This is a genomic window from Bacillus sp. 01N42_2, from assembly GCF_056399565.1.
This window is the reverse complement of sequence record NZ_JBFTRO010000002.1, coordinates 314,263-332,575: the sequence shown is the minus strand read 5'-3', so window position 1 is coordinate 332,575 and position 18,313 is coordinate 314,263. Positions and strand designations below refer to the sequence as shown.

General features: G+C 45.2%; 19 protein-coding genes. All 19 read left to right on the top strand.

The window, feature by feature from the left end:
* Window positions 1-55: 55 nt before the first annotated feature.
* The 19 genes from dprA to flgG all read left to right on the top strand — a co-directional run bounded on the left by dprA (window position 56) and on the right by flgG (window position 18,305).
* Window positions 56-955 (top strand): DNA-processing protein DprA, encoded by a 900-nt coding sequence (gene dprA, locus AC1DN5_RS05330; RefSeq protein ID WP_366969395.1) that lies wholly within the window; start codon window positions 56-58, stop codon window positions 953-955.
* A gap of 181 nt (window positions 956-1,136) precedes the next feature.
* Complete coding sequence (gene topA, locus AC1DN5_RS05325; RefSeq protein ID WP_045926121.1) at window positions 1,137-3,212, top strand: type I DNA topoisomerase; 2,076 nt, start codon at window positions 1,137-1,139, stop codon at window positions 3,210-3,212.
* A gap of 64 nt (window positions 3,213-3,276) precedes the next feature.
* Complete coding sequence (gene trmFO, locus AC1DN5_RS05320; protein WP_016936130.1) at window positions 3,277-4,584, top strand: FADH(2)-oxidizing methylenetetrahydrofolate--tRNA-(uracil(54)-C(5))-methyltransferase TrmFO; 1,308 nt, start codon at window positions 3,277-3,279, stop codon at window positions 4,582-4,584.
* A gap of 69 nt (window positions 4,585-4,653) precedes the next feature.
* Window positions 4,654-5,571, top strand: a complete 918-nt coding sequence (xerC, locus tag AC1DN5_RS05315; RefSeq protein ID WP_047475018.1) for a tyrosine recombinase XerC — start codon at window positions 4,654-4,656, stop codon at window positions 5,569-5,571.
* A gap of 15 nt (window positions 5,572-5,586) precedes the next feature.
* Window positions 5,587-6,132: an ATP-dependent protease subunit HslV gene (gene hslV / locus AC1DN5_RS05310; RefSeq protein ID WP_016936128.1), complete on the top strand. Its 546-nt coding sequence runs from the start codon at window positions 5,587-5,589 to the stop codon at window positions 6,130-6,132.
* Window positions 6,133-6,148: 16 nt separating this feature from the next.
* Complete coding sequence (gene hslU / locus AC1DN5_RS05305) at window positions 6,149-7,552, top strand: HslU--HslV peptidase ATPase subunit (RefSeq protein ID WP_016936127.1); 1,404 nt, start codon at window positions 6,149-6,151, stop codon at window positions 7,550-7,552.
* A 37-nt stretch (window positions 7,553-7,589) separates the two neighbouring features.
* Window positions 7,590-8,369, top strand: coding sequence for a GTP-sensing pleiotropic transcriptional regulator CodY (codY, locus tag AC1DN5_RS05300; protein WP_013352252.1), 780 nt, complete (start codon window positions 7,590-7,592; stop codon window positions 8,367-8,369).
* Window positions 8,370-8,722: 353 nt separating this feature from the next.
* The gene (gene flgB, locus AC1DN5_RS05295; RefSeq protein WP_016936126.1) at window positions 8,723-9,112 is read left to right on the top strand and encodes a flagellar basal body rod protein FlgB; all 390 of its coding nucleotides are present in this window, start codon (window positions 8,723-8,725) and stop codon (window positions 9,110-9,112) included.
* The gene (flgC, locus tag AC1DN5_RS05290; RefSeq protein WP_016936125.1) at window positions 9,112-9,564 is read left to right on the top strand and encodes a flagellar basal body rod protein FlgC; all 453 of its coding nucleotides are present in this window, start codon (window positions 9,112-9,114) and stop codon (window positions 9,562-9,564) included. Before flgB ends, flgC begins: the two co-directional genes overlap by 1 nt.
* A gap of 10 nt (window positions 9,565-9,574) precedes the next feature.
* Complete coding sequence (gene fliE, locus AC1DN5_RS05285; RefSeq protein ID WP_016936124.1) at window positions 9,575-9,895, top strand: flagellar hook-basal body complex protein FliE; 321 nt, start codon at window positions 9,575-9,577, stop codon at window positions 9,893-9,895.
* 42 nt (window positions 9,896-9,937) lie between these two features.
* Window positions 9,938-11,548, top strand: a complete 1,611-nt coding sequence (gene fliF, locus AC1DN5_RS05280; protein ID WP_049628466.1) for a flagellar basal-body MS-ring/collar protein FliF — start codon at window positions 9,938-9,940, stop codon at window positions 11,546-11,548.
* Window positions 11,549-11,560: 12 nt separating this feature from the next.
* Window positions 11,561-12,577, top strand: coding sequence for a flagellar motor switch protein FliG (fliG, locus tag AC1DN5_RS05275; protein WP_003154256.1), 1,017 nt, complete (start codon window positions 11,561-11,563; stop codon window positions 12,575-12,577).
* Window positions 12,570-13,322 (top strand): flagellar assembly protein FliH, encoded by a 753-nt coding sequence (gene fliH / locus AC1DN5_RS05270; RefSeq protein ID WP_049628467.1) that lies wholly within the window; start codon window positions 12,570-12,572, stop codon window positions 13,320-13,322. Before fliG ends, fliH begins: the two co-directional genes overlap by 8 nt.
* Window positions 13,319-14,635, top strand: a complete 1,317-nt coding sequence (gene fliI / locus AC1DN5_RS05265; protein WP_016936121.1) for a flagellar protein export ATPase FliI — start codon at window positions 13,319-13,321, stop codon at window positions 14,633-14,635. Before fliH ends, fliI begins: the two co-directional genes overlap by 4 nt.
* A 5-nt stretch (window positions 14,636-14,640) precedes the next feature.
* Complete coding sequence (gene fliJ, locus AC1DN5_RS05260) at window positions 14,641-15,084, top strand: flagellar export protein FliJ (protein WP_016936120.1); 444 nt, start codon at window positions 14,641-14,643, stop codon at window positions 15,082-15,084.
* An 11-nt stretch (window positions 15,085-15,095) separates the two neighbouring features.
* On the top strand, window positions 15,096-15,722 hold the full coding sequence (locus AC1DN5_RS05255; RefSeq protein WP_016936119.1) for a MotE family protein: 627 nt from the start codon (window positions 15,096-15,098) through the stop codon (window positions 15,720-15,722).
* A gap of 6 nt (window positions 15,723-15,728) precedes the next feature.
* Complete coding sequence (locus AC1DN5_RS05250) at window positions 15,729-17,072, top strand: flagellar hook-length control protein FliK (protein ID WP_049628469.1); 1,344 nt, start codon at window positions 15,729-15,731, stop codon at window positions 17,070-17,072.
* Window positions 17,073-17,504 (top strand): flagellar hook assembly protein FlgD, encoded by a 432-nt coding sequence (gene flgD, locus AC1DN5_RS05245; RefSeq protein ID WP_342007760.1) that lies wholly within the window; start codon window positions 17,073-17,075, stop codon window positions 17,502-17,504. It abuts the gene before it with no gap.
* A gap of 24 nt (window positions 17,505-17,528) precedes the next feature.
* Complete coding sequence (gene flgG / locus AC1DN5_RS05240) at window positions 17,529-18,305, top strand: flagellar basal body rod protein FlgG (protein ID WP_049628471.1); 777 nt, start codon at window positions 17,529-17,531, stop codon at window positions 18,303-18,305.
* Window positions 18,306-18,313 lie beyond the last annotated feature (8 nt).

The window sequence follows — 18,313 nt, the reverse complement described above, 5'->3', positions numbered from 1 at the left end:
GGGCAGCCGTAGCGGCTGTTCCTGTTTTTACTGTAAAAAAAGGAGGTTGCCAGATTTGGATCAAGCATCGCGCTGTTTAATGGTCTGCAGTATCAATCAAATTATTTCCCCGTCTCTTCTATTAAAATGGTGGAAAGCAGATCACTCCCTGTCTTTTTTACGGGATCCGCATCCATTAACTGTTTTATCAGAAGGGAAAACGGCTCCGAAAGCCATTTTTCGAGAAATAGAGCGCAAGGTTCCGGAACTCGATGAAGTTCTGTCCGAATACCGCCGCGAAGGCATTACTGTCATTCCGATTTCATCAAGCCGTTATCCTTCATGGCTTAAAACGATTTATGATCCGCCGGCTGTCTTGTTTGCAAAAGGGAACACGCAGCTTCTTGGAAAAGGCCGAAAAATTGGGATTGTAGGCACGCGGAAACCGACGGAAGACGGAATAAAAGCGGTTGGGCATCTTACCGCCGAACTCTCAAAAAAAGGCTGGGTCATCGTAAGCGGGCTTGCATCCGGCATAGACGGATTGTCTCATAAGGCGAGCATCAGGGCAAAAGGGCTTACGATCGGCGTGATAGCCGGCGGATTCCATCACATTTATCCCCGGGAAAATCTCCTGTTAGCAGAATACATGGCTGAACACCACCTCCTACTCTCAGAACATCCTCCTGAAACAAAGCCGAAAAAGTGGCACTTTCCGATGAGAAACCGTATAATCAGCGGATTAAGTGAAGGAATTGTAGTCGTGCAGGGAAAAGAAAAAAGCGGTTCATTAATCACAGCTTATCAGGCCCTCGATCAAGGGAGAGAGGTATTTGCAGTTCCCGGTTCCATATTTAATCCATATTCCGGAGGACCTATAAAACTCATTCAAGAAGGGGCGAAAGCTGTATTGTGCGCAGAGGATATTGACGGAGAGCTGACCGCCCGAGGCGTTCAGTATACGGAACCCTTTTGAAATATCGTTTGACAAACGGTATTGTAATATTTAATAATAGTGAGGATTTAAAGTTGCACATTATTTTCATGTATAAAATGACGTTCATCATAAAGAATGAAATGTTGAAAGCCATAAAAAGGCAGCTCTAAAATGAATTGATACTTGAAAAGAGAGAGAACACCTCTTGAGGGGGATGAAAATGTCTGATTATCTAGTCATCGTGGAATCGCCGGCAAAGGCGAAAACGATTGAACGTTATTTAGGAAAGAAATATAAAGTTAAAGCTTCAATGGGACATGTCCGGGATCTTCCAAAAAGTCAAATGGGAGTTGACATCGAACAGAACTTTGAACCGAAATATATTACGATCCGCGGAAAAGGCCCTGTTTTAAAAGAATTAAAAACAGCGGCAAAGAAAGCAAAAAAAGTCTATCTCGCGGCCGACCCCGACAGAGAAGGGGAAGCGATTGCATGGCATCTCGCGCACAGTCTTGATCTGGATCTCAACTCTGACTGCCGGGTCGTCTTTAATGAAATAACAAAAGACGCCATTAAAGAATCATTTAAACATCCGCGCATGATTAACATGGATCTTGTGGATGCGCAGCAGGCGCGCCGCATATTAGATCGGCTCGTCGGATACAAAATCAGCCCGATTCTTTGGAAAAAAGTAAAAAAAGGCCTCAGTGCGGGCCGCGTGCAATCCGTTGCGCTCCGGATCATCATTGACCGGGAAAAGGAAATCAACGACTTTAAACCTGAAGAGTACTGGACGATTACCGGCTCATTTCTAAAAGGAAAAGAGACGTTTGAAGCCGGCTTTTTCGGAAAAAACGGCAAAAAGCTTCCTTTAAAAAGTGAAGAAGACGTAAAAGCCGTTCTTGCTGAGCTGAAAGGCAATAAGTATACAGTAGACAAGGTTACGAAAAAAGAGCGGAAACGAAATCCCGCTCTGCCGTTTACAACGTCCACCCTGCAGCAGGAGGCTGCAAGAAAGCTGAATTTCAGAGCGAAGAAAACGATGATGATCGCTCAGCAATTATATGAAGGAATTGATCTCGGTAAAGAAGGTACAGTCGGACTCATCACGTATATGAGAACGGACTCAACGAGGATTTCCAACACAGCTGTTGAAGAGGCGTCAGCTTTTATTGATCAGGCGTACGGAAAAGAGTACTTAGCGGGAAAACGGAAACCGGCAAAGAAAAATGAAAACGCTCAAGATGCCCACGAAGCGATCCGCCCGACTTCAGTACTCAGAAAACCTGCCGATTTAAAAGCGGTGCTTGGCAGAGACCAGCTCAGATTATACAAGCTGATTTGGGAGCGCTTTGTTGCAAGTCAGATGGCGCCAGCCGTTCTGGATACGATGAGTGTCGATCTCAGCAATAACGGATTGACATTCCGGGCAAACGGAAGTAAAGTCAAATTCGCCGGCTTCATGAAAGTCTATGTAGAGGGTAAAGACGATCAGCTGGAAGAAAAAGACCGCATGCTTCCGGACCTTAAAGAGGGAGACACGGTTTTGTCGAAAGATATTGAGCCCGAGCAGCACTTTACTCAGCCGCCGCCGCGTTACACAGAGGCGCGCTTGGTTAAAACGCTTGAAGAACTCGGTATCGGCCGTCCTTCCACATATGCGCCGACTCTTGACACGATCCAGCGGCGCGGTTACGTGGCATTAGACAATAAACGGTTTGTGCCGACTGAGCTCGGACAGATTGTACTGGATCTCATCATGGAGTTTTTCCCGGAAATCATTAACGTTGAATTCACGGCAAAAATGGAAAGAGACCTTGACCATGTTGAAGACGGTCAGACAGAATGGGTTCAAATCATTGACAGCTTCTATTCCGATTTCGAAAAGCGTGTGAAAAAAGCGGAAGCCGAAATGAAAGAAGTGGAAATTGAACCTGAATACGCCGACGAAGATTGTGAGTTATGCGGCTCCCGGATGGTTTATAAAATGGGCCGGTACGGCAAATTCATGGCATGCTCCAACTTCCCTGACTGCCGCAATACAAAACCGATTGTTAAACAAATCGGCGTGAAATGTCCTAAGTGTCATGAAGGAAACATTGTCGAACGAAAATCAAAAAAGAAACGCGTCTTTTACGGCTGTGACCGTTATCCTGACTGTGACTTCGTATCTTGGGATAAACCGATTGAACGAAAATGCCCGAAATGTGAAAATATGCTCGTAGAGAAAAAGCTTAAAAAAGGCATACAAGTCCAATGCGTCGAATGCGATTATAAGGAAGAACCACAGAAGTAGCGGTGAGCAGAGCCTTGCTCACCTTCTTTGTGTGGAAGCAACAAACAACAGGAGATGAAAAGAAATGAACCAGCAAACAGTTAATGTAATCGGAGCAGGCCTTGCCGGAAGTGAAGCGGCATGGCAGCTTGCAAAACGAGGAATTCAAGTAAAACTATATGAAATGCGGCCCGTAAAGCAGACGGCAGCCCATCATACTGATAAATTTGCCGAACTGGTATGCAGCAACTCCCTCCGTTCAAATACGCTTGCCAATGCGGTAGGCGTATTAAAGGAAGAAATGCGGGCGCTTGACTCAGCAATCATTCAATCTGCTGATAAATGTTCGGTTCCGGCAGGGGGAGCGCTTGCCGTTGACCGTCATGAATTTGCGCAAAGCGTGACGGATCTTGTGAAAAACCATCCGAACGTAACGGTACTTACTGAGGAAGTAACAGAGATTCCGGAAGGCCCGACAGTTATTGCGACCGGACCGCTTACGTCAGAATCGCTTTCACAGCAGCTGAAAGAACTCACCGGAGAAGAGTACCTGTATTTTTATGACGCGGCGGCGCCGATTGTTGAAAAAGACAGCCTTGATATGGATAAAGTCTACTTAAAATCCCGTTATGACAAGGGAGAAGCGGCATACTTAAACTGCCCGATGACAGAAGAAGAGTTTGACCGTTTCTATGAAGCGCTGACGACGGCTGAGACGGTTCCGTTAAAAGAATTCGAGAAAGAAATTTTCTTTGAAGGCTGCATGCCGATTGAAGTCATGGCGAAAAGAGGCAAGAAAACGATGCTGTTCGGACCGATGAAACCGGTCGGGCTGGAAGATCCTAAAACAGGCAAGCGGCCTTATGCAGTCGTGCAGCTCAGACAGGATGACGCGGCAGGAACGCTATATAATATTGTAGGTTTTCAGACACATTTAAAATGGGGAGACCAAAAAGAAGTGCTTAAACTGATCCCCGGACTTGAAAATGTTGACATCGTCAGATACGGCGTCATGCACAGAAACACATTTATCAACTCGCCTAGCCTCTTGAATCCGACATATCAATTTAAACAGCGGAACGACCTGTTTTTCGCAGGCCAAATGACCGGCGTAGAAGGTTATGTTGAATCTGCTGCTTCAGGCCTTGTGGCGGGAATCAATGCGGCCAAACTTGTGCTCGGTCAGGACCTTGTGACATTCCCTCAGGAGACGGCGATCGGAAGCATGGCTCATTACATTACGACGACGAACCAGAAGAACTTCCAGCCGATGAACGCAAACTTCGGCCTGTTAAAAGAACTGCCTGTTAAAATTAAAAACAAAAAAGAACGAAATGAAGAATACGCTAAACGCGCAATTGAAACTATTCAAACTATTTCGAAAACGATATAGCTTTTCATTGCAACTTCAATGCATTATATGATACCATTTAAAAGCCCTTCGGAGAGGGAGGTCATAATAATGGCGGAGAATGTTAACTTTTTTTTAAAGTTATTCGTTGAATATTTACAAATTGAAAAAAATTATTCACAATATACTATTGTGAATTATGTTAATTCGATTGAAGAATTTGGGATGTTTCTGCATGCTCAAAATATAAATGGATTGAAAGAAGCTGCATATCATGATGTGAGAATATTTTTGACAGAAGCTTATGAAAAAGGCCTGTCAAGAAAAACAATCAGCAAGAAGATTTCAGCTTTGAGAAGCTTCTATAAATTTTTGATGAGGGAAAAGCTTGTTGAAGAGAATCCGTTTCAGCTTGTTCATCTGCCGAAACAAGAGAAACGGATTCCGAAGTTTCTTTATGAAAAAGAACTTGAGGAACTATTCGCTGTTTCAGACAGAAGCAAGCCGTCAGGGATGCGCGATCAGGCCTTGCTTGAGCTTCTATATGCGACCGGAATGAGGGTCAGTGAGTGCTGTACGCTCACTGTCGGCGATCTTGACTTATCTATGGATACGGTGCTCGTTCACGGGAAAGGCAGGAAGCAGCGCTACATCCCGTTCGGCTCATATGCCCGTGATGCGCTGGAGCTGTATATCAATAGCGGAAGGCCGTGCCTGCTTGAAAAAGCAAAAGAGCCTCATGATTTGCTCTTTGTCAATCAAAGAGGCGGTCCGCTTACCGCCAGAGGCATCCGGTATATTTTAAGCGGGCTTGTAAAAAAGGCATCCGGCACTTTACATATACACCCGCATATGCTTCGGCATACGTTTGCGACCCATCTGCTGAATGAAGGGGCTGACTTAAGAAGCGTCCAGGAGCTTTTGGGCCATTCTAATCTGTCTTCCACGCAGATATACACGCATGTATCGAAGGAAATGCTGAGAAACACATATATGTCCCACCATCCGAGAGCTTTTAAAGAAAATTAAAAGGAGGCCCTTCTCATGTCATCTTTTCATGCGACAACGATTTTTGCCGTCCAGCATAAAGGAAAAAGCGCTATGTCAGGAGACGGCCAGGTCACATTCGGTCAGGCTGTAGTCATGAAACATACTGCGAGAAAAGTGAGAAAGCTGTTTAACGGAAAGGTTCTGGCCGGCTTCGCGGGATCTGTTGCAGACGCTTTCACACTTTTTGAAATGTTTGAGGCGAAGCTTGAAGAATACAACGGCAATTTAAAACGTGCGTCGGTTGAGCTTGCGAAAGAATGGCGCAGCGATAAAGTGCTGCGCAAGCTGGAAGCCATGCTGATTGTCATGAACCAGGATACCTTGCTTCTCGTATCGGGAACAGGTGAAGTGATTGAGCCGGATGACGGCGTTTTGGCAATCGGCTCCGGCGGAAACTACGCCCTGTCAGCAGGAAGAGCGCTGAAAACTTATGCCGGAGAAAACCTGTCCGCCAAAGAAATTGCAAAAGCCGCTTTGAAAATCGCAGGCGAGATTTGTGTGTACACAAACGATCAGATCATTTTGGAAGAACTTGAATAGAAAGGACTTGAGGCGCATGGAAAACAAACCGTTAACACCGAGACAAATCGTAGATCGGTTGGATCAATACATTGTAGGACAGCAGGATGCAAAAAAAGCTGTCGCCGTGGCATTAAGAAACCGCTATCGCAGAAGTCTTCTTGATGAAAAACTGAGAGATGAGATCGTTCCCAAAAACATCCTGATGATGGGTCCGACAGGGGTGGGGAAAACAGAAATCGCCAGACGGATCGCCAAGCTTACCGGTGCGCCATTTATAAAAATTGAAGCGACAAAATTTACAGAAGTCGGCTATGTAGGCAGAGATGTCGAATCAATGGTCAGAGACCTTGTTGAGACATCCGTGCGGCTCATTAAAGAAGAAAAAATCAGCGAAGTGAAAGAACAGGCTGAAGAAAATGCAAACAAACGCATTGTGCGGCTTCTCGTTCCGGGAAAGAAAAAACAAGCGGGTGTGAAAAATCCGTTTGAAATGCTTTTCGGAGGAAGCCAGCCGTCAAGCGATGATGAAAGCGATCAGCAGGAAGAAGCGAGCCTTGAAGAGAAAAGAAAGCGCATGGCGCATCAGCTCGCATTGGGAGAGCTCGAAGACCATTACGTCTCCGTAGAGGTGGAAGAGCAGCAGCCGTCGATGTTTGACATGCTGCAAGGCTCCGGCATGGAGCAGATGGGCATGAATATGCAGGATGCGCTGAGCAATCTGATGCCTAAAAAGAAGAAACGCCGCAAAATGACGGTCAGAGAGGCAAGAAAGGTTCTGACCAATGAAGAGGCAAGCAAATTAATCGATATGGATGAAGTCAGCCAGGAGGCCGTGTTAAGAGCTGAAGAGGGCGGCATCATCTTTATTGACGAAATAGATAAAATCGCAAAAAACGGAGGAGCTTCTTCCTCGGCCGATGTCTCGAGAGAGGGCGTCCAAAGGGATATCCTTCCGATTGTCGAAGGCTCGACCGTCGTCACGAAATACGGCTCCGTCAAAACCGACCACGTGCTGTTTATAGCCGCCGGGGCATTCCATATGGCCAAACCGTCTGATCTGATTCCGGAGCTGCAGGGGCGCTTTCCGATACGTGTAGAACTGAGCAAGCTGACGGTGGATGATTTTGTGAAAATTCTCGTCGAACCTGATAATGCGCTGTTAAAACAATATCAGGCTTTATTGCAGACAGAAGGTATATCTCTTGAATTTTCTGACGAAGCTATTCGTAAGATCGCCGAAGTGGCTTATCATGTGAATCAGGATACGGACAACATCGGAGCAAGAAGGCTTCACACGATATTGGAACGTCTCTTGGAGGACCTGTCGTTTGAAGCGCCGGACGTGACGATGGAAAAAGTCGCCATCACGCCGCAATACGTTGAAGAAAAGCTCGGATCGATTGCAAACAACAAAGATCTAAGTCAATTTATATTGTGAAAATTTAATAACAGGAATTCTAGGAGGATTATTTAACATGGCTTTACTACAAAAAACACGAATTATTAACAGCATGCTGCAGGCTGCGGCAGGCAAACCCGTAAACTTTAAAGAAATGGCAGAAACGCTTCGCGACGTCATCGATTCTAATATTTTCGTCGTCAGCCGCAGAGGAAAGCTTTTGGGCTACTCTATTAATCAGCAGATCGAAAATGACCGCATGAAAAAAATGCTTGAAGACCGCCAGTTCCCGGAAGAGTACACGAAAAACCTTTTCAACGTTCCGGAGACATCTTCAAACCTTGATATCAACAGCGAATATACGGCTTTTCCTGTTGAAAACAGAGACCTGTTCCAAGCGGGCTTAACGACGATTGTGCCGATTATCGGCGGAGGAGAGCGTCTGGGCACATTGATTCTGTCCCGTCTGCAGGACCAATTTGAAGATGATGATCTCATTCTTGCTGAATACGGAGCAACCGTTGTAGGAATGGAGATTTTAAGAGAAAAAGCAGAAGAAATCGAAGAAGAAGCGCGAAGCAAAGCAGTTGTTCAAATGGCGATCAGTTCTTTGTCTTACAGTGAACTTGAAGCGATTGAGCATATCTTTGAAGAGCTTGACGGAAACGAAGGCTTGCTTGTGGCAAGTAAGATTGCCGACCGTGTAGGCATTACCCGTTCAGTCATCGTTAACGCGCTGAGAAAGCTCGAAAGCGCCGGCGTTATTGAATCCAGATCACTGGGAATGAAGGGGACTTACATTAAAGTTCTGAACAATAAATTCCTTATTGAATTGGAAAACCTAAAATCTCATTAATCCAAAAGCAGGATCCCTAAAAGTGGGGATCCTGCTTTTTTTATGGACAATAGGTGAAAAGTTGGAGTTTAAAGTTGATTATTGGAATCTGATCTGAGATAATCCATCTTGCTGTGTGAGAAAAAGGGGAAGATACAGAAATTCAGCTATTTTCAGTCTTATATTAACCAAATGCTTGTAGTCCAAATACTCTAGGACTTAATACCTATGCGCAAAATAGATACAAATGAGCACTTTTTTTTAGCCTAACTTCATAGACTTTAAGCCTGTTATTTCTTACAATAAGCATATGGTTTTACAATTCTCGACAAGGATTTTTAGGAGAAAAATATCTGAAATGGAGGTAAGTGGATTTGGACTTATTTTCTGGAACTATACAAAATCTTGAGAATGCCTTGGGGAGAGCGGACATTAAGCAAAAAGTCTTAACTAATAATATCGCCAATATAGATACACCGAACTATAAGGCAAAAAAAGTCTCTTTCCGAAATTTGTTAGATCAGGAAACATCCAATCTTGAGGCTGTAAAAACCGACTATCGACACGTTGACTTTACGGATTCGGGGGACGATTATTCCATCGTGTCCAGCGGTGACACATCGTACCAACAAAACGGAAACAATGTCGATATCGACAAAGAAATGACAGATTTAGCCGAAAACCAAATTAATTATCAGGCTTTGGTTGAAAGAATGAGCGGCAAATTCAATTCCCTGAAAACAGTCTTGACAGGAGGAAAATAATGAGTGGCTTTCAAAGCTTAAATATTTCTGGGTCTGCTTTAACTGCACAGCGTGTCCGGATGGACGTCGTATCGTCCAACCTGGCCAATATGGACACAACGAGAGCGAAGCAGGTCAATGGCGAGTGGGTGCCTTACAGAAGAAAGCTGGTTTCTCTCCAATCCGGAGGCGAATCATTTTCGTCCCTTTTAAATTCCAAGATGAACGGAATCGGAAACGCCGGAAATGGCGTAAAAGTATCTTCGATTACGGAAGACCCATCCGCTTTTAATCTCGTTTACGATCCGGAAAATCCCGATGCGAATAAAGACGGATATGTACAAAAACCTAATGTAGACCCATTAAAGGAAATGGTGGATCTTGTCAGCAGCACGAGATCATATGAAGCAAACGTGACGGCATTGAACGCCTCCAAAGGCATGCTTTTAAAGGCTTTAGAAATCGGAAAGTAAGGTGATGTAAGTGGTTAACGCTATTACTCCTTTTCAGCTTCAACAAACCCAAAACACTCAAAACGTAACGAATCAATTAAATCAAGCTCAAAAAACTGATTCTTCAAATCAAACAAGCTTTTCGGAGCTTTTAAAAAACTCAATTGATTCGTTAAATGAGTCGCAAGTGCAATCTGACCAAATAACGAACAAACTGGCTGCAGGAAAGGATGTAAACCTTGACGAGGTCATGATCGCTGCCCAAAAAGCAAATATTTCTCTGACGGCCGCTACCGAATTCCGCAATAAAGCCGTGGAAGCCTATCAGGAAATCATGAGAATGCAGATGTAGTGGTCAGATGAAAGAGAATGACTGGAATGACCGGGGGTTAACATGAATCGTACTCTAACGCAAATGAAAACCAAAACGGCAGCGTTTTGGAATAACAGATCAAAAACACAGAAGATACTCATGGTAAGCGGCTTGGCCGCATTCATTATTTTACTCATCGTCGTTATTATTTTTACTTCGTCTGAAAAGATGGTGCCTCTTTATAAAGACTTGTCCGCGGAAGAAGCGGGGAAGATTAAAGAAGAGCTCGATACGAAAAAGGTGTCTTCTGAACTTGCTGACGGCGGCACGGTCATTAAGGTTCCTGAGAGCCAAGTGGATTCGCTTAAAGTCCAGCTTGCCGCGGAAGGCCTGCCGAAAACGGGTTCAATTGATTATTCGTTTTTCGGACAGAATGCGGGCTTCGGCCTGACAGATAATGAGTTTGACGTTTTAAAAGTTGAGGCGACTCAGACTGAATTGTCAAACCTGATAAATGAAATGGACGGTATTAAAAGCTCGAAGGTCATGATCAATATGCCGAAAGAAGCCGTGTTTGTCGGTGAAGATCAGCCGGAAGCATCCGCATCGATCGTTTTGCAGATTAAACCGGGCTACTCGCTTGATCAAAGCCAGATCAACGGGCTGTACCATCTCGTTTCTAAAAGTGTCCCGAACTTAAAAGAAGATAATATCGTCATAATGGATCAAAATTCTACATATTATGACAAAAGTGACAGCGGTGCAGGGTCCGTTTCTGACAGTTATGCTTCTCAGCAAGGGATTAAGTCGCAGGTCGAAAAGGATATTCAAAAACATGTCCAATCACTGCTCGGCACAATGATGGGGCAGGATAAAGTCGTGGTTTCGGTTACGGCAGATATTGACTTCACGAAAGAAAAACGCACTGAAGACATTGTCGAGCCTGTCGATAAAGATAACATGGAAGGCATAGCGGTAAGCGCCGAAAAAGTTGCGGAAACGTATAAAGGCGACGGCGCGGCCAACGGCGGAACAGCCGGAACGGGCAGCAATGACACCGCGAACTATAAACAGGCGAATGACGGTTCAAACAGCGGAGACTACGAAAAAAGCAGCAATAAAATCAACTATGAAGTCAACCGCATTCATAAAGAAATCGCAGAAAGCCCGTATAAAGTGCGTGATTTAGGCATTCAGGTCATGGTGGAACCGCCGAATCCGAAAAATGCCGCCTCATTATCAGCACAGAGACAGGCTGATATACAGAAGATTTTAGGAACGGTTGTCAGAACGTCCCTTGATAAAAATGAAACGCAAAATCAAAACCTGACAGCCAATGATATCAACAATAAAATCGTTGTATCCGTACAGCCGTTTGACGGAAAAACAAGCCTGAACACAAATTCGGCACAATCTTCAGGTCTCCCGATCTGGGTATACATTACAGGCGGGGTGCTGCTTGCAGCCATTATTCTGCTTATTATTCTCCTCATCAGAAAGAAACGCTCTCAAGAGGATGAGTATGAAGAATACGAATATGAAACGGCGCCGGAGCCGGTTCGATTGCCTGATATCAACGAAGAGAAAAATGAAACGGAAGAAACAGTCAGACGAAAACAGCTTGAAAAAATGGCTAAAGAAAAACCGGAAGACTTTGCAAAATTGCTTCGAAGCTGGCTGGACGAGGATTAGGGGGAATGGAAAATGGCGAAACGTGATCAGAACAAGCTTACAGGAAAACAAAAAGCAGCCATCCTCATGATTTCCTTAGGTCTTGATGTATCAGCCTCTGTGTACAAGCATTTGTCTGAAGAAGAAATTGAAAGATTGACTCTCGAGATTTCGGGAGTCAGAAGCGTCGATCATCAGAGAAAAGATGAAATCATTGAAGAATTTCATAATATCGCAATCGCTCAGGATTATATTTCTCAAGGCGGTTTAAATTACGCCCGCCAAGTGCTTGAAAAAGCGCTCGGAGAAGACAAAGCGGTAAGCATTTTAAACAGGCTGACCTCTTCATTGCAGGTAAAGCCGTTTGACTTCGCAAGAAAAGCGGAGCCCGAACAGATTTTGAATTTCATTCAGCAGGAACATCCGCAAACGATGGCGCTGATTTTATCCTACCTTGACCCGGTGCAGGCCGGACAGATTTTGTCTGAGCTGAACCCGGACGTTCAAGCTGAGGTGGCGAGAAGGATTGCGGTTATGGACAGGACGTCTCCTGAAATCATAAATGAAGTGGAGCGGGTCCTTGAACAAAAGCTGTCCTCCTCCTTTACGCAGGATTATACGCAGACAGGCGGCATAGAAGCCGTTGTTGAAGTGTTGAACGGCGTAGACAGAGGAACGGAAAAAACGATCCTTGATTCATTAGAAATACAAGATCCTGAATTGGCGGATGAAATCAAAAAACGGATGTTTGTCTTTGAAGATATTGTCACCCTTGATAACCGTGCGATTCAGCGCGTGATCAGGGATGTTGAAAATGACGACCTCCTGCTGTCATTGAAGGTTGCGAGCGAGGAAGTCAAAGAGATCGTCTTCAGCAATATGTCACAGCGTATGGTTGAAACGTTTAAAGAAGAAATGGAAATTATGGGGCCTGTGCGTTTGCGTGATGTGGAAGAGGCGCAATCAAGAATCGTGGGCGTCGTCCGCAAGCTTGAAGAAGCCGGTGAAATTGTAATCGCGCGAGGCGGAGGAGACGATATTATTGTCTAATATCATTAAACAGCAATCATCATTTTCTCCTGAACAAAAACGGCGCAAGCTTTCCTTGCAGGAAGTCAGGAAAACGCATCCCCAGCTCGACTTGGAGGAAGAAAATCCTGAAGCTCTCATGGCTTTTGCCAAAGCAGAAGCCGACAGGGTATCTGAAGAAGCGAAAAATCAGCTGGATTACACCCTCCGGCAGATTGAGGAAGAGAAAAGCCGCTGGGCGGATGAAAAACAAAGACTGATGGAAGATGCAAAGGCAGAAGGATATAACGAAGGCATGGCATTGGGAAAAGCCGAGGCTCAGGCCGAATACGCAGACCTCATCAGCCGGGCCAATGCCGTTATGGAAATGGCCAGACAGTCAGTCGAGGAAAAGCTGGAAAGCGCTGAGGAAGAAATCATTGAGCTTTCCGTTGCGCTCGCTAAAAAAGTATGGCGGCAAAAAAGTGATGATAAAGAAGCTTTTCTTCTGTTAGTCAAACAGGTAATAGCCGAAGTGAAAGATTATGATGACATTTCCATTTATGTGGACCCGGAATATTATGAGACGGTTCATCAGCATATGGATGAAATTCAGCAGCTGTTATACAAAGAATGCAGGTTAAGCTTGTATGCAGATGAAAAAGCTGCAAAGGGAACGTGCTCCATAGAAACACCGTTCGGACGGGTTGATGCAGGAATAGACACCCAGCTGATGCAATTAAAGCAAAAGCTTTTAACGGCGCTTGAGGCGGGAGCGGAGCAATGAAGACACAGTATTTAATAGACTCGATTGAAACAGCGGATCCGTACAAACGCTACGGTAAGGTTAAACGTGTCATCGGGCTGATGATTGAATCAAAAGGGCCCGAAAGCTCGATCGGAGATGTTTGTCTCATTTATCCGAAAGGTCATTCAAAAAAAGCGATTAAAGCTGAGGTTGTAGGCTTCCAGGATGAAAACATACTGTTAATGCCTTATCTGGAAGCGGCAAGCATTGCGCCGGGCAGCATTGTGGAGGCTACCGGCGAGTCCCTCCGTATCAAAGTAGGCGCAGGTTTGATCGGACAGGTTGTTGATGCGTTCGGTGAGCCTCTTGACGGCAGGGCGCTTCCGAAAGGATTGTCTCCCGTTTCGACGGAACAGCCGCCGCCAAACCCGATGAAACGGCCGCCGATACGGGAAAAGATGGGTGTCGGTGTCAGGTCGATTGACAGTCTGCTGACAGTAGGAAAAGGGCAGAGAATCGGAATTTTTGCCGGAAGCGGAGTCGGAAAAAGCACTTTGATGGGAATGATCGCAAAGCAGACCGAAGCCGATCTAAACATCATCGCACTCGTCGGTGAACGGGGGCGCGAGGTGCGGGAATTCATTGAGAAGGATTTAGGCGAAGAAGGCTTGAAACGCTCGATTGTCGTAGTCGCGACTTCTGATCAGCCTGCATTAATGCGTTTGAAAGCGGCATATACAGCGACCGCCATTGCGGAATATTTCCGTGATAAAGGCCGGAATGTCATGTTCATGATGGACTCCGTCACGAGGGTTGCGATGGCTCAGCGTGAAATCGGGCTGGCAGCGGGGGAACCGCCGACAACAAAAGGATATACACCTTCCGTGTTCGCTATTCTGCCCCGTTTACTGGAAAGAACGGGTGCGAATGAACAAGGGACGATAACCGCTTTTTATACGGTTCTCGTTGACGGAGACGACATGAATGAACCGATTGCCGATACGGTGCGCGGAATATTAGACGGGCATATCGTTCTCGATCGGGCGCTTGCCAACAAAGGGCAGTTCCCGGCGGTGAATATCCTGAAGAGCATCAGCAGGGTTATGTCTAATATTTCAGACGCCGCGCATATAGAGGCGGCCAACAAATTCCGCGATCTTCTGTCAACTTATCAAAACTCTGAAGACCTCATTAATATCGGAGCTTACAAAAGAGGGTCATCGAGAGAAATTGATGAAGCGATTCAGTTTTATCCGCAGCTCATTCAATTTTTAAAACAAGGAACGGAAGAACCTGCTCAATTGGAAGACAGTATTGCGGTATTGACGAGTATGACAGGAAAAGAGGAATAAACATCGTGGCGTACCAATTCAGATTTCAAAAGCTGCTGGAATTAAAAGAGAATGAAAAAGACCAAACATTGTCTGAATACAGACAATCGGTTTCTGAATTTGAAACAGTGGCTGAAAAACTATATGAAAATATGAGCAAAAAAGAATCGCTCGAAAAAGACAAAGAATCAAAGCTGAAATGCGGGATGAGCGTTCAGGAAATGAGACATTATCAGCAATTCGTCTCCAATCTTGAGAACACCATCTATCATTATCAAAAACTTGTCATTATGAAACGAAATGAAATGAATGAGAAGCAGGAACAGCTCACCGAAAAAAACATTGAAGTAAAGAAATTTGAAAAAATGCGGGAAAAACAATTTAATATGTTTGCTCTTGAAGACAAAGCTGCAGAAATGAGGGAAATGGACGATATTTCAATCAAGCAGTTTATGATTCAGGGGCATTAGGAGCGAATAAAATGGCCGATAAAGAAAAGGGATCTGGAAAGTTCGGTTCAATCCTGCTTTTTATCATTATCCCGCTGATTTTTCTGATCATCGTTGCAAGCATCGTCCTTTGGGCTGCCGGCGTAGATGTGATGAAGCCGATTCAGGAAACAGCCGCAAAAACGCCTGTTTTAAAAGAATTGGTACCCGAAACGAAAGAAACGAAAAGCGCAGCGGAAAAGCAGAAGGAAGACCGAACGGCTTCTCTTGAAAAGACCATAAAGGAACAAAAAAGTGAAATCAACATTTTAAATAAAGATTTGGACACAAGCAAATCCGAAATCGACAATCTGAACCAGAAAATCCGTTCATTGAAACAGGAAGCGGAACAGCAGCAGAAAACGGAACAGCAGCAGAAAACGGATGAAACGAAAAAAGACGCTTCGGGTTCAGCGGGAAAAGATAAAATGATCAACATCTATAAAAGTATGGACAGCGGTAAAGCGGCAAGCATTATCGTAAAGCTGAAAGAAAAAGAAGCCCTCGATATTTTAAACGGACTAAGTAAAAAGCAGCTTGCTGAAATCTTGACGAAAATGACTCCTGAACAAGCGGCTAAATATACAGAAAAACTATCCGCTGACGGAAATAAGGAGTGATGTAAGTTGAAGCTGCTTGAAATAACGGGGAATCGCACGCAGACTGCGCAAAACAGCAATGTGAAGATGAATGTAAACAGCTTAGGCCTATTTCAGAACCGGCTTCTGTCGGAAATCACTTCTCAACAGAAGCCCGGAGATGAGGCGAAAACAAGTGATGCAGAGCTGAATGATGCTCTCTCGAAAATCGGTGATTGGCTGAAAGCCGGCCCGGAAGATAAAGAACTTCAGCTGAAACAGCTGCTTGAGGCGGTCAAAGCCCTTGAAGGAAAGCAAACGGCTGAAACAGCTCTTCCTTTATTGAAGCAGCTTGCTGAATCTGTTGAAGACATGTTAGCCGGCAAACGGCATGGGGTGAAGCCTGAAAAGATTGAGCCGGGTTCGCCCGCTAATGACGGGGATTCCGGGCGAGACGCGCTTGAAACAGGCCTCCTTTTCATTCAAGAAGCCGCAGCCCAGCTATTTGCGCATCAAGAGAATCAGCCGGACAGCGCACAGGCAAAGGCGGTTTATCAGGAAGGCGACCGTTTATTAGCAGCGTTGAAAAAACAAGGCGTACCGGACCGCGTGATTCAAGACCTGCGGCAGACGCTGTTTCCGAAAAATGAATCTGCATCTAAGCTTTATTCTATGTCGGCCGCTGAGCTGAAGAGCTTTCAAAGCGTCGCTGAGCAGCTTGCGGGCCTTTCTCAAAAAGGAACAAAGGAATGGAATATGGCTGAAACTGAGCTGAAAGCTTTTGTGTTATCTCAATCATCTGAATCGTCCCAAGAGTCTGCCGGGAAAACGGAACAGCAAAACGGCGGCACGATTTCTCAAGTGAAAGCATCTGACAGCAAATTGTCCGCGCATATACTGTTTTCGGGAACGAGAAGTCTTGCCGGCATTCAGCAAGCGTCCGCAGGAGCCGAACAGCCGCCGGCAGAAAATAAACCGTTAACAGACCAGGTCATCAGCGGCTGGAAACAGATGAAATACACGCCTTTCGGGAAAACGACCGGAAGCTTTACGATTCGTCTTAATCCTGAGAACCTCGGTTTTGTCACGATAAAGGTGACAAACGAAAACGGGATGTTTCAAAGCAAAATAATCGCATCAAGCCAGTCTGCGAAAGAGCTGCTGGAACAGCATCTTCCTCAGCTGAAACAGTCGCTTCCGAATATGTCGGTCCAAATCGACCGTTTTACCGTCCCGCTTCAAAGCGGGGATCAGCAGCCGGTTTACGGTCAGACAGCCGATCACAATAAACAGCAGCAGCAGGGACAGAGAGAGCAGAAAAACCAGCAGCAGTCAGGCGATTTCGGAGATATGCTGGAGGAGCTTTCTCTCAATGAAATGGAGGAAGAATAGTTGACATCTGTAAACTCGGATTATGTTGCAGCGGGCGCTTCTAATACGAAGAGCACCGCCGCCGTAAACAGCAGCACGAATTTAGGGAAAGACGAATTTCTGAAGATCTTAATGACACAGGTTCAAAACCAGGACCCGCTCAATCCGGTTGATGACAAAGAATTCATCAGTCAGATGGCGACATTTTCTTCATTGGAGCAAATGATGAATATGAATACGACGATGACTAAATTTGTAGAAAATCAAGATCCGTTTACGATGTATGTGAACTGGATCGGCAAAAATGTCACATTCAGCGACAGCGACGGGAAGGACCAGACAAGCCCTGTCAATTCAGTCAAACACTCAAACGGTAATTACGTGCTCGTGCTTGAAAATGGCAAAGAGGTCAGCCCGTGGGATGTCACGGCAGTCAGCGATACATCTAAATAAAAAGAAACCTAGGGGGAATTTAACATGTTACGTTCATTATATTCCGGTATCAGCGGCATGAAAAACTTTCAGACAAAACTAGACGTAATCGGCAATAACATCGCCAACGTCAACACAGTGGGATTTAAGAAAAGCCGCGTTACATTTAAAGATTTGATCAGCCAGACAGTCTCCGGCGGTTCAAACGTGACCAATTCAAAACAAATCGGCTTGGGTGCTGCGACTTCTTCCATTGATGTCGTTCATTCAACCGGCGCCCCGCAGGCTACACAGAATAAAACCGACCTAGCCATTGACGGAGACGGCTACTTTCAGATTAATACAGGTGCGGGAATCGTTTACACACGTGCGGGGAATTTTGGGAAGGACAATAAAGGCAACCTTGTTACGACTGACGGCTACTACCTTGAAAAAATCGGCGGGGGCAAAATCAATATTCCGACTGACGCGAAAGATTACAGTATCGGTGCAGACGGAACCGTTACATACACTGATGCAGGGGATGCGGTTCATGATGCCGGACAAATCGGTCTGGTCACGTTCCCTAACAGCGCCGGTCTGGAAAAAATCGGAGGAAACCTTTACAGACAATCATTAAGTTCAGGAGCTGCGAGTGCTGTCACCGCTCCGGGCGAAAACGGCTCAGGTAAGCTTTTGGCAGGCTATCTTGAAATGTCAAACGTTGATCTGACAGATGAATTTACCGAAATGATCGTTGCTCAGCGAGGTTTCCAATCAAACTCAAAAATCATTACGACTTCAGATGAAATCCTTCAGGAGCTGGTTAATCTGAAACGGTAAGGAGGGAG

Excerpts from the sequence above, each read along its gene's own strand:
- topA (WP_045926121.1), top strand. The coding sequence starts at position 1,137 with ATGTCTGATTATCTAGTCATCGTGGAATCGCCGGCAAAGGCGAAAACG.
- trmFO (WP_016936130.1), top strand. The coding sequence starts at position 3,277 with ATGAACCAGCAAACAGTTAATGTAATCGGAGCAGGCCTTGCCGGAAGT.
- xerC (WP_047475018.1), top strand. The coding sequence starts at position 4,654 with ATGGCGGAGAATGTTAACTTTTTTTTAAAGTTATTCGTTGAATATTTA.
- hslV (WP_016936128.1), top strand. The coding sequence starts at position 5,587 with ATGTCATCTTTTCATGCGACAACGATTTTTGCCGTCCAGCATAAAGGA.
- hslU (WP_016936127.1), top strand. The coding sequence starts at position 6,149 with ATGGAAAACAAACCGTTAACACCGAGACAAATCGTAGATCGGTTGGAT.
- codY (WP_013352252.1), top strand. The coding sequence starts at position 7,590 with ATGGCTTTACTACAAAAAACACGAATTATTAACAGCATGCTGCAGGCT.
- flgC (WP_016936125.1), top strand. The coding sequence starts at position 9,112 with ATGAGTGGCTTTCAAAGCTTAAATATTTCTGGGTCTGCTTTAACTGCA.
- fliF (WP_049628466.1), top strand. The coding sequence starts at position 9,938 with ATGAATCGTACTCTAACGCAAATGAAAACCAAAACGGCAGCGTTTTGG.
- fliG (WP_003154256.1), top strand. The coding sequence starts at position 11,561 with ATGGCGAAACGTGATCAGAACAAGCTTACAGGAAAACAAAAAGCAGCC.
- fliI (WP_016936121.1), top strand. The coding sequence starts at position 13,319 with ATGAAGACACAGTATTTAATAGACTCGATTGAAACAGCGGATCCGTAC.
- AC1DN5_RS05255 (WP_016936119.1), top strand. The coding sequence starts at position 15,096 with ATGGCCGATAAAGAAAAGGGATCTGGAAAGTTCGGTTCAATCCTGCTT.
- flgG (WP_049628471.1), top strand. The coding sequence starts at position 17,529 with ATGTTACGTTCATTATATTCCGGTATCAGCGGCATGAAAAACTTTCAG.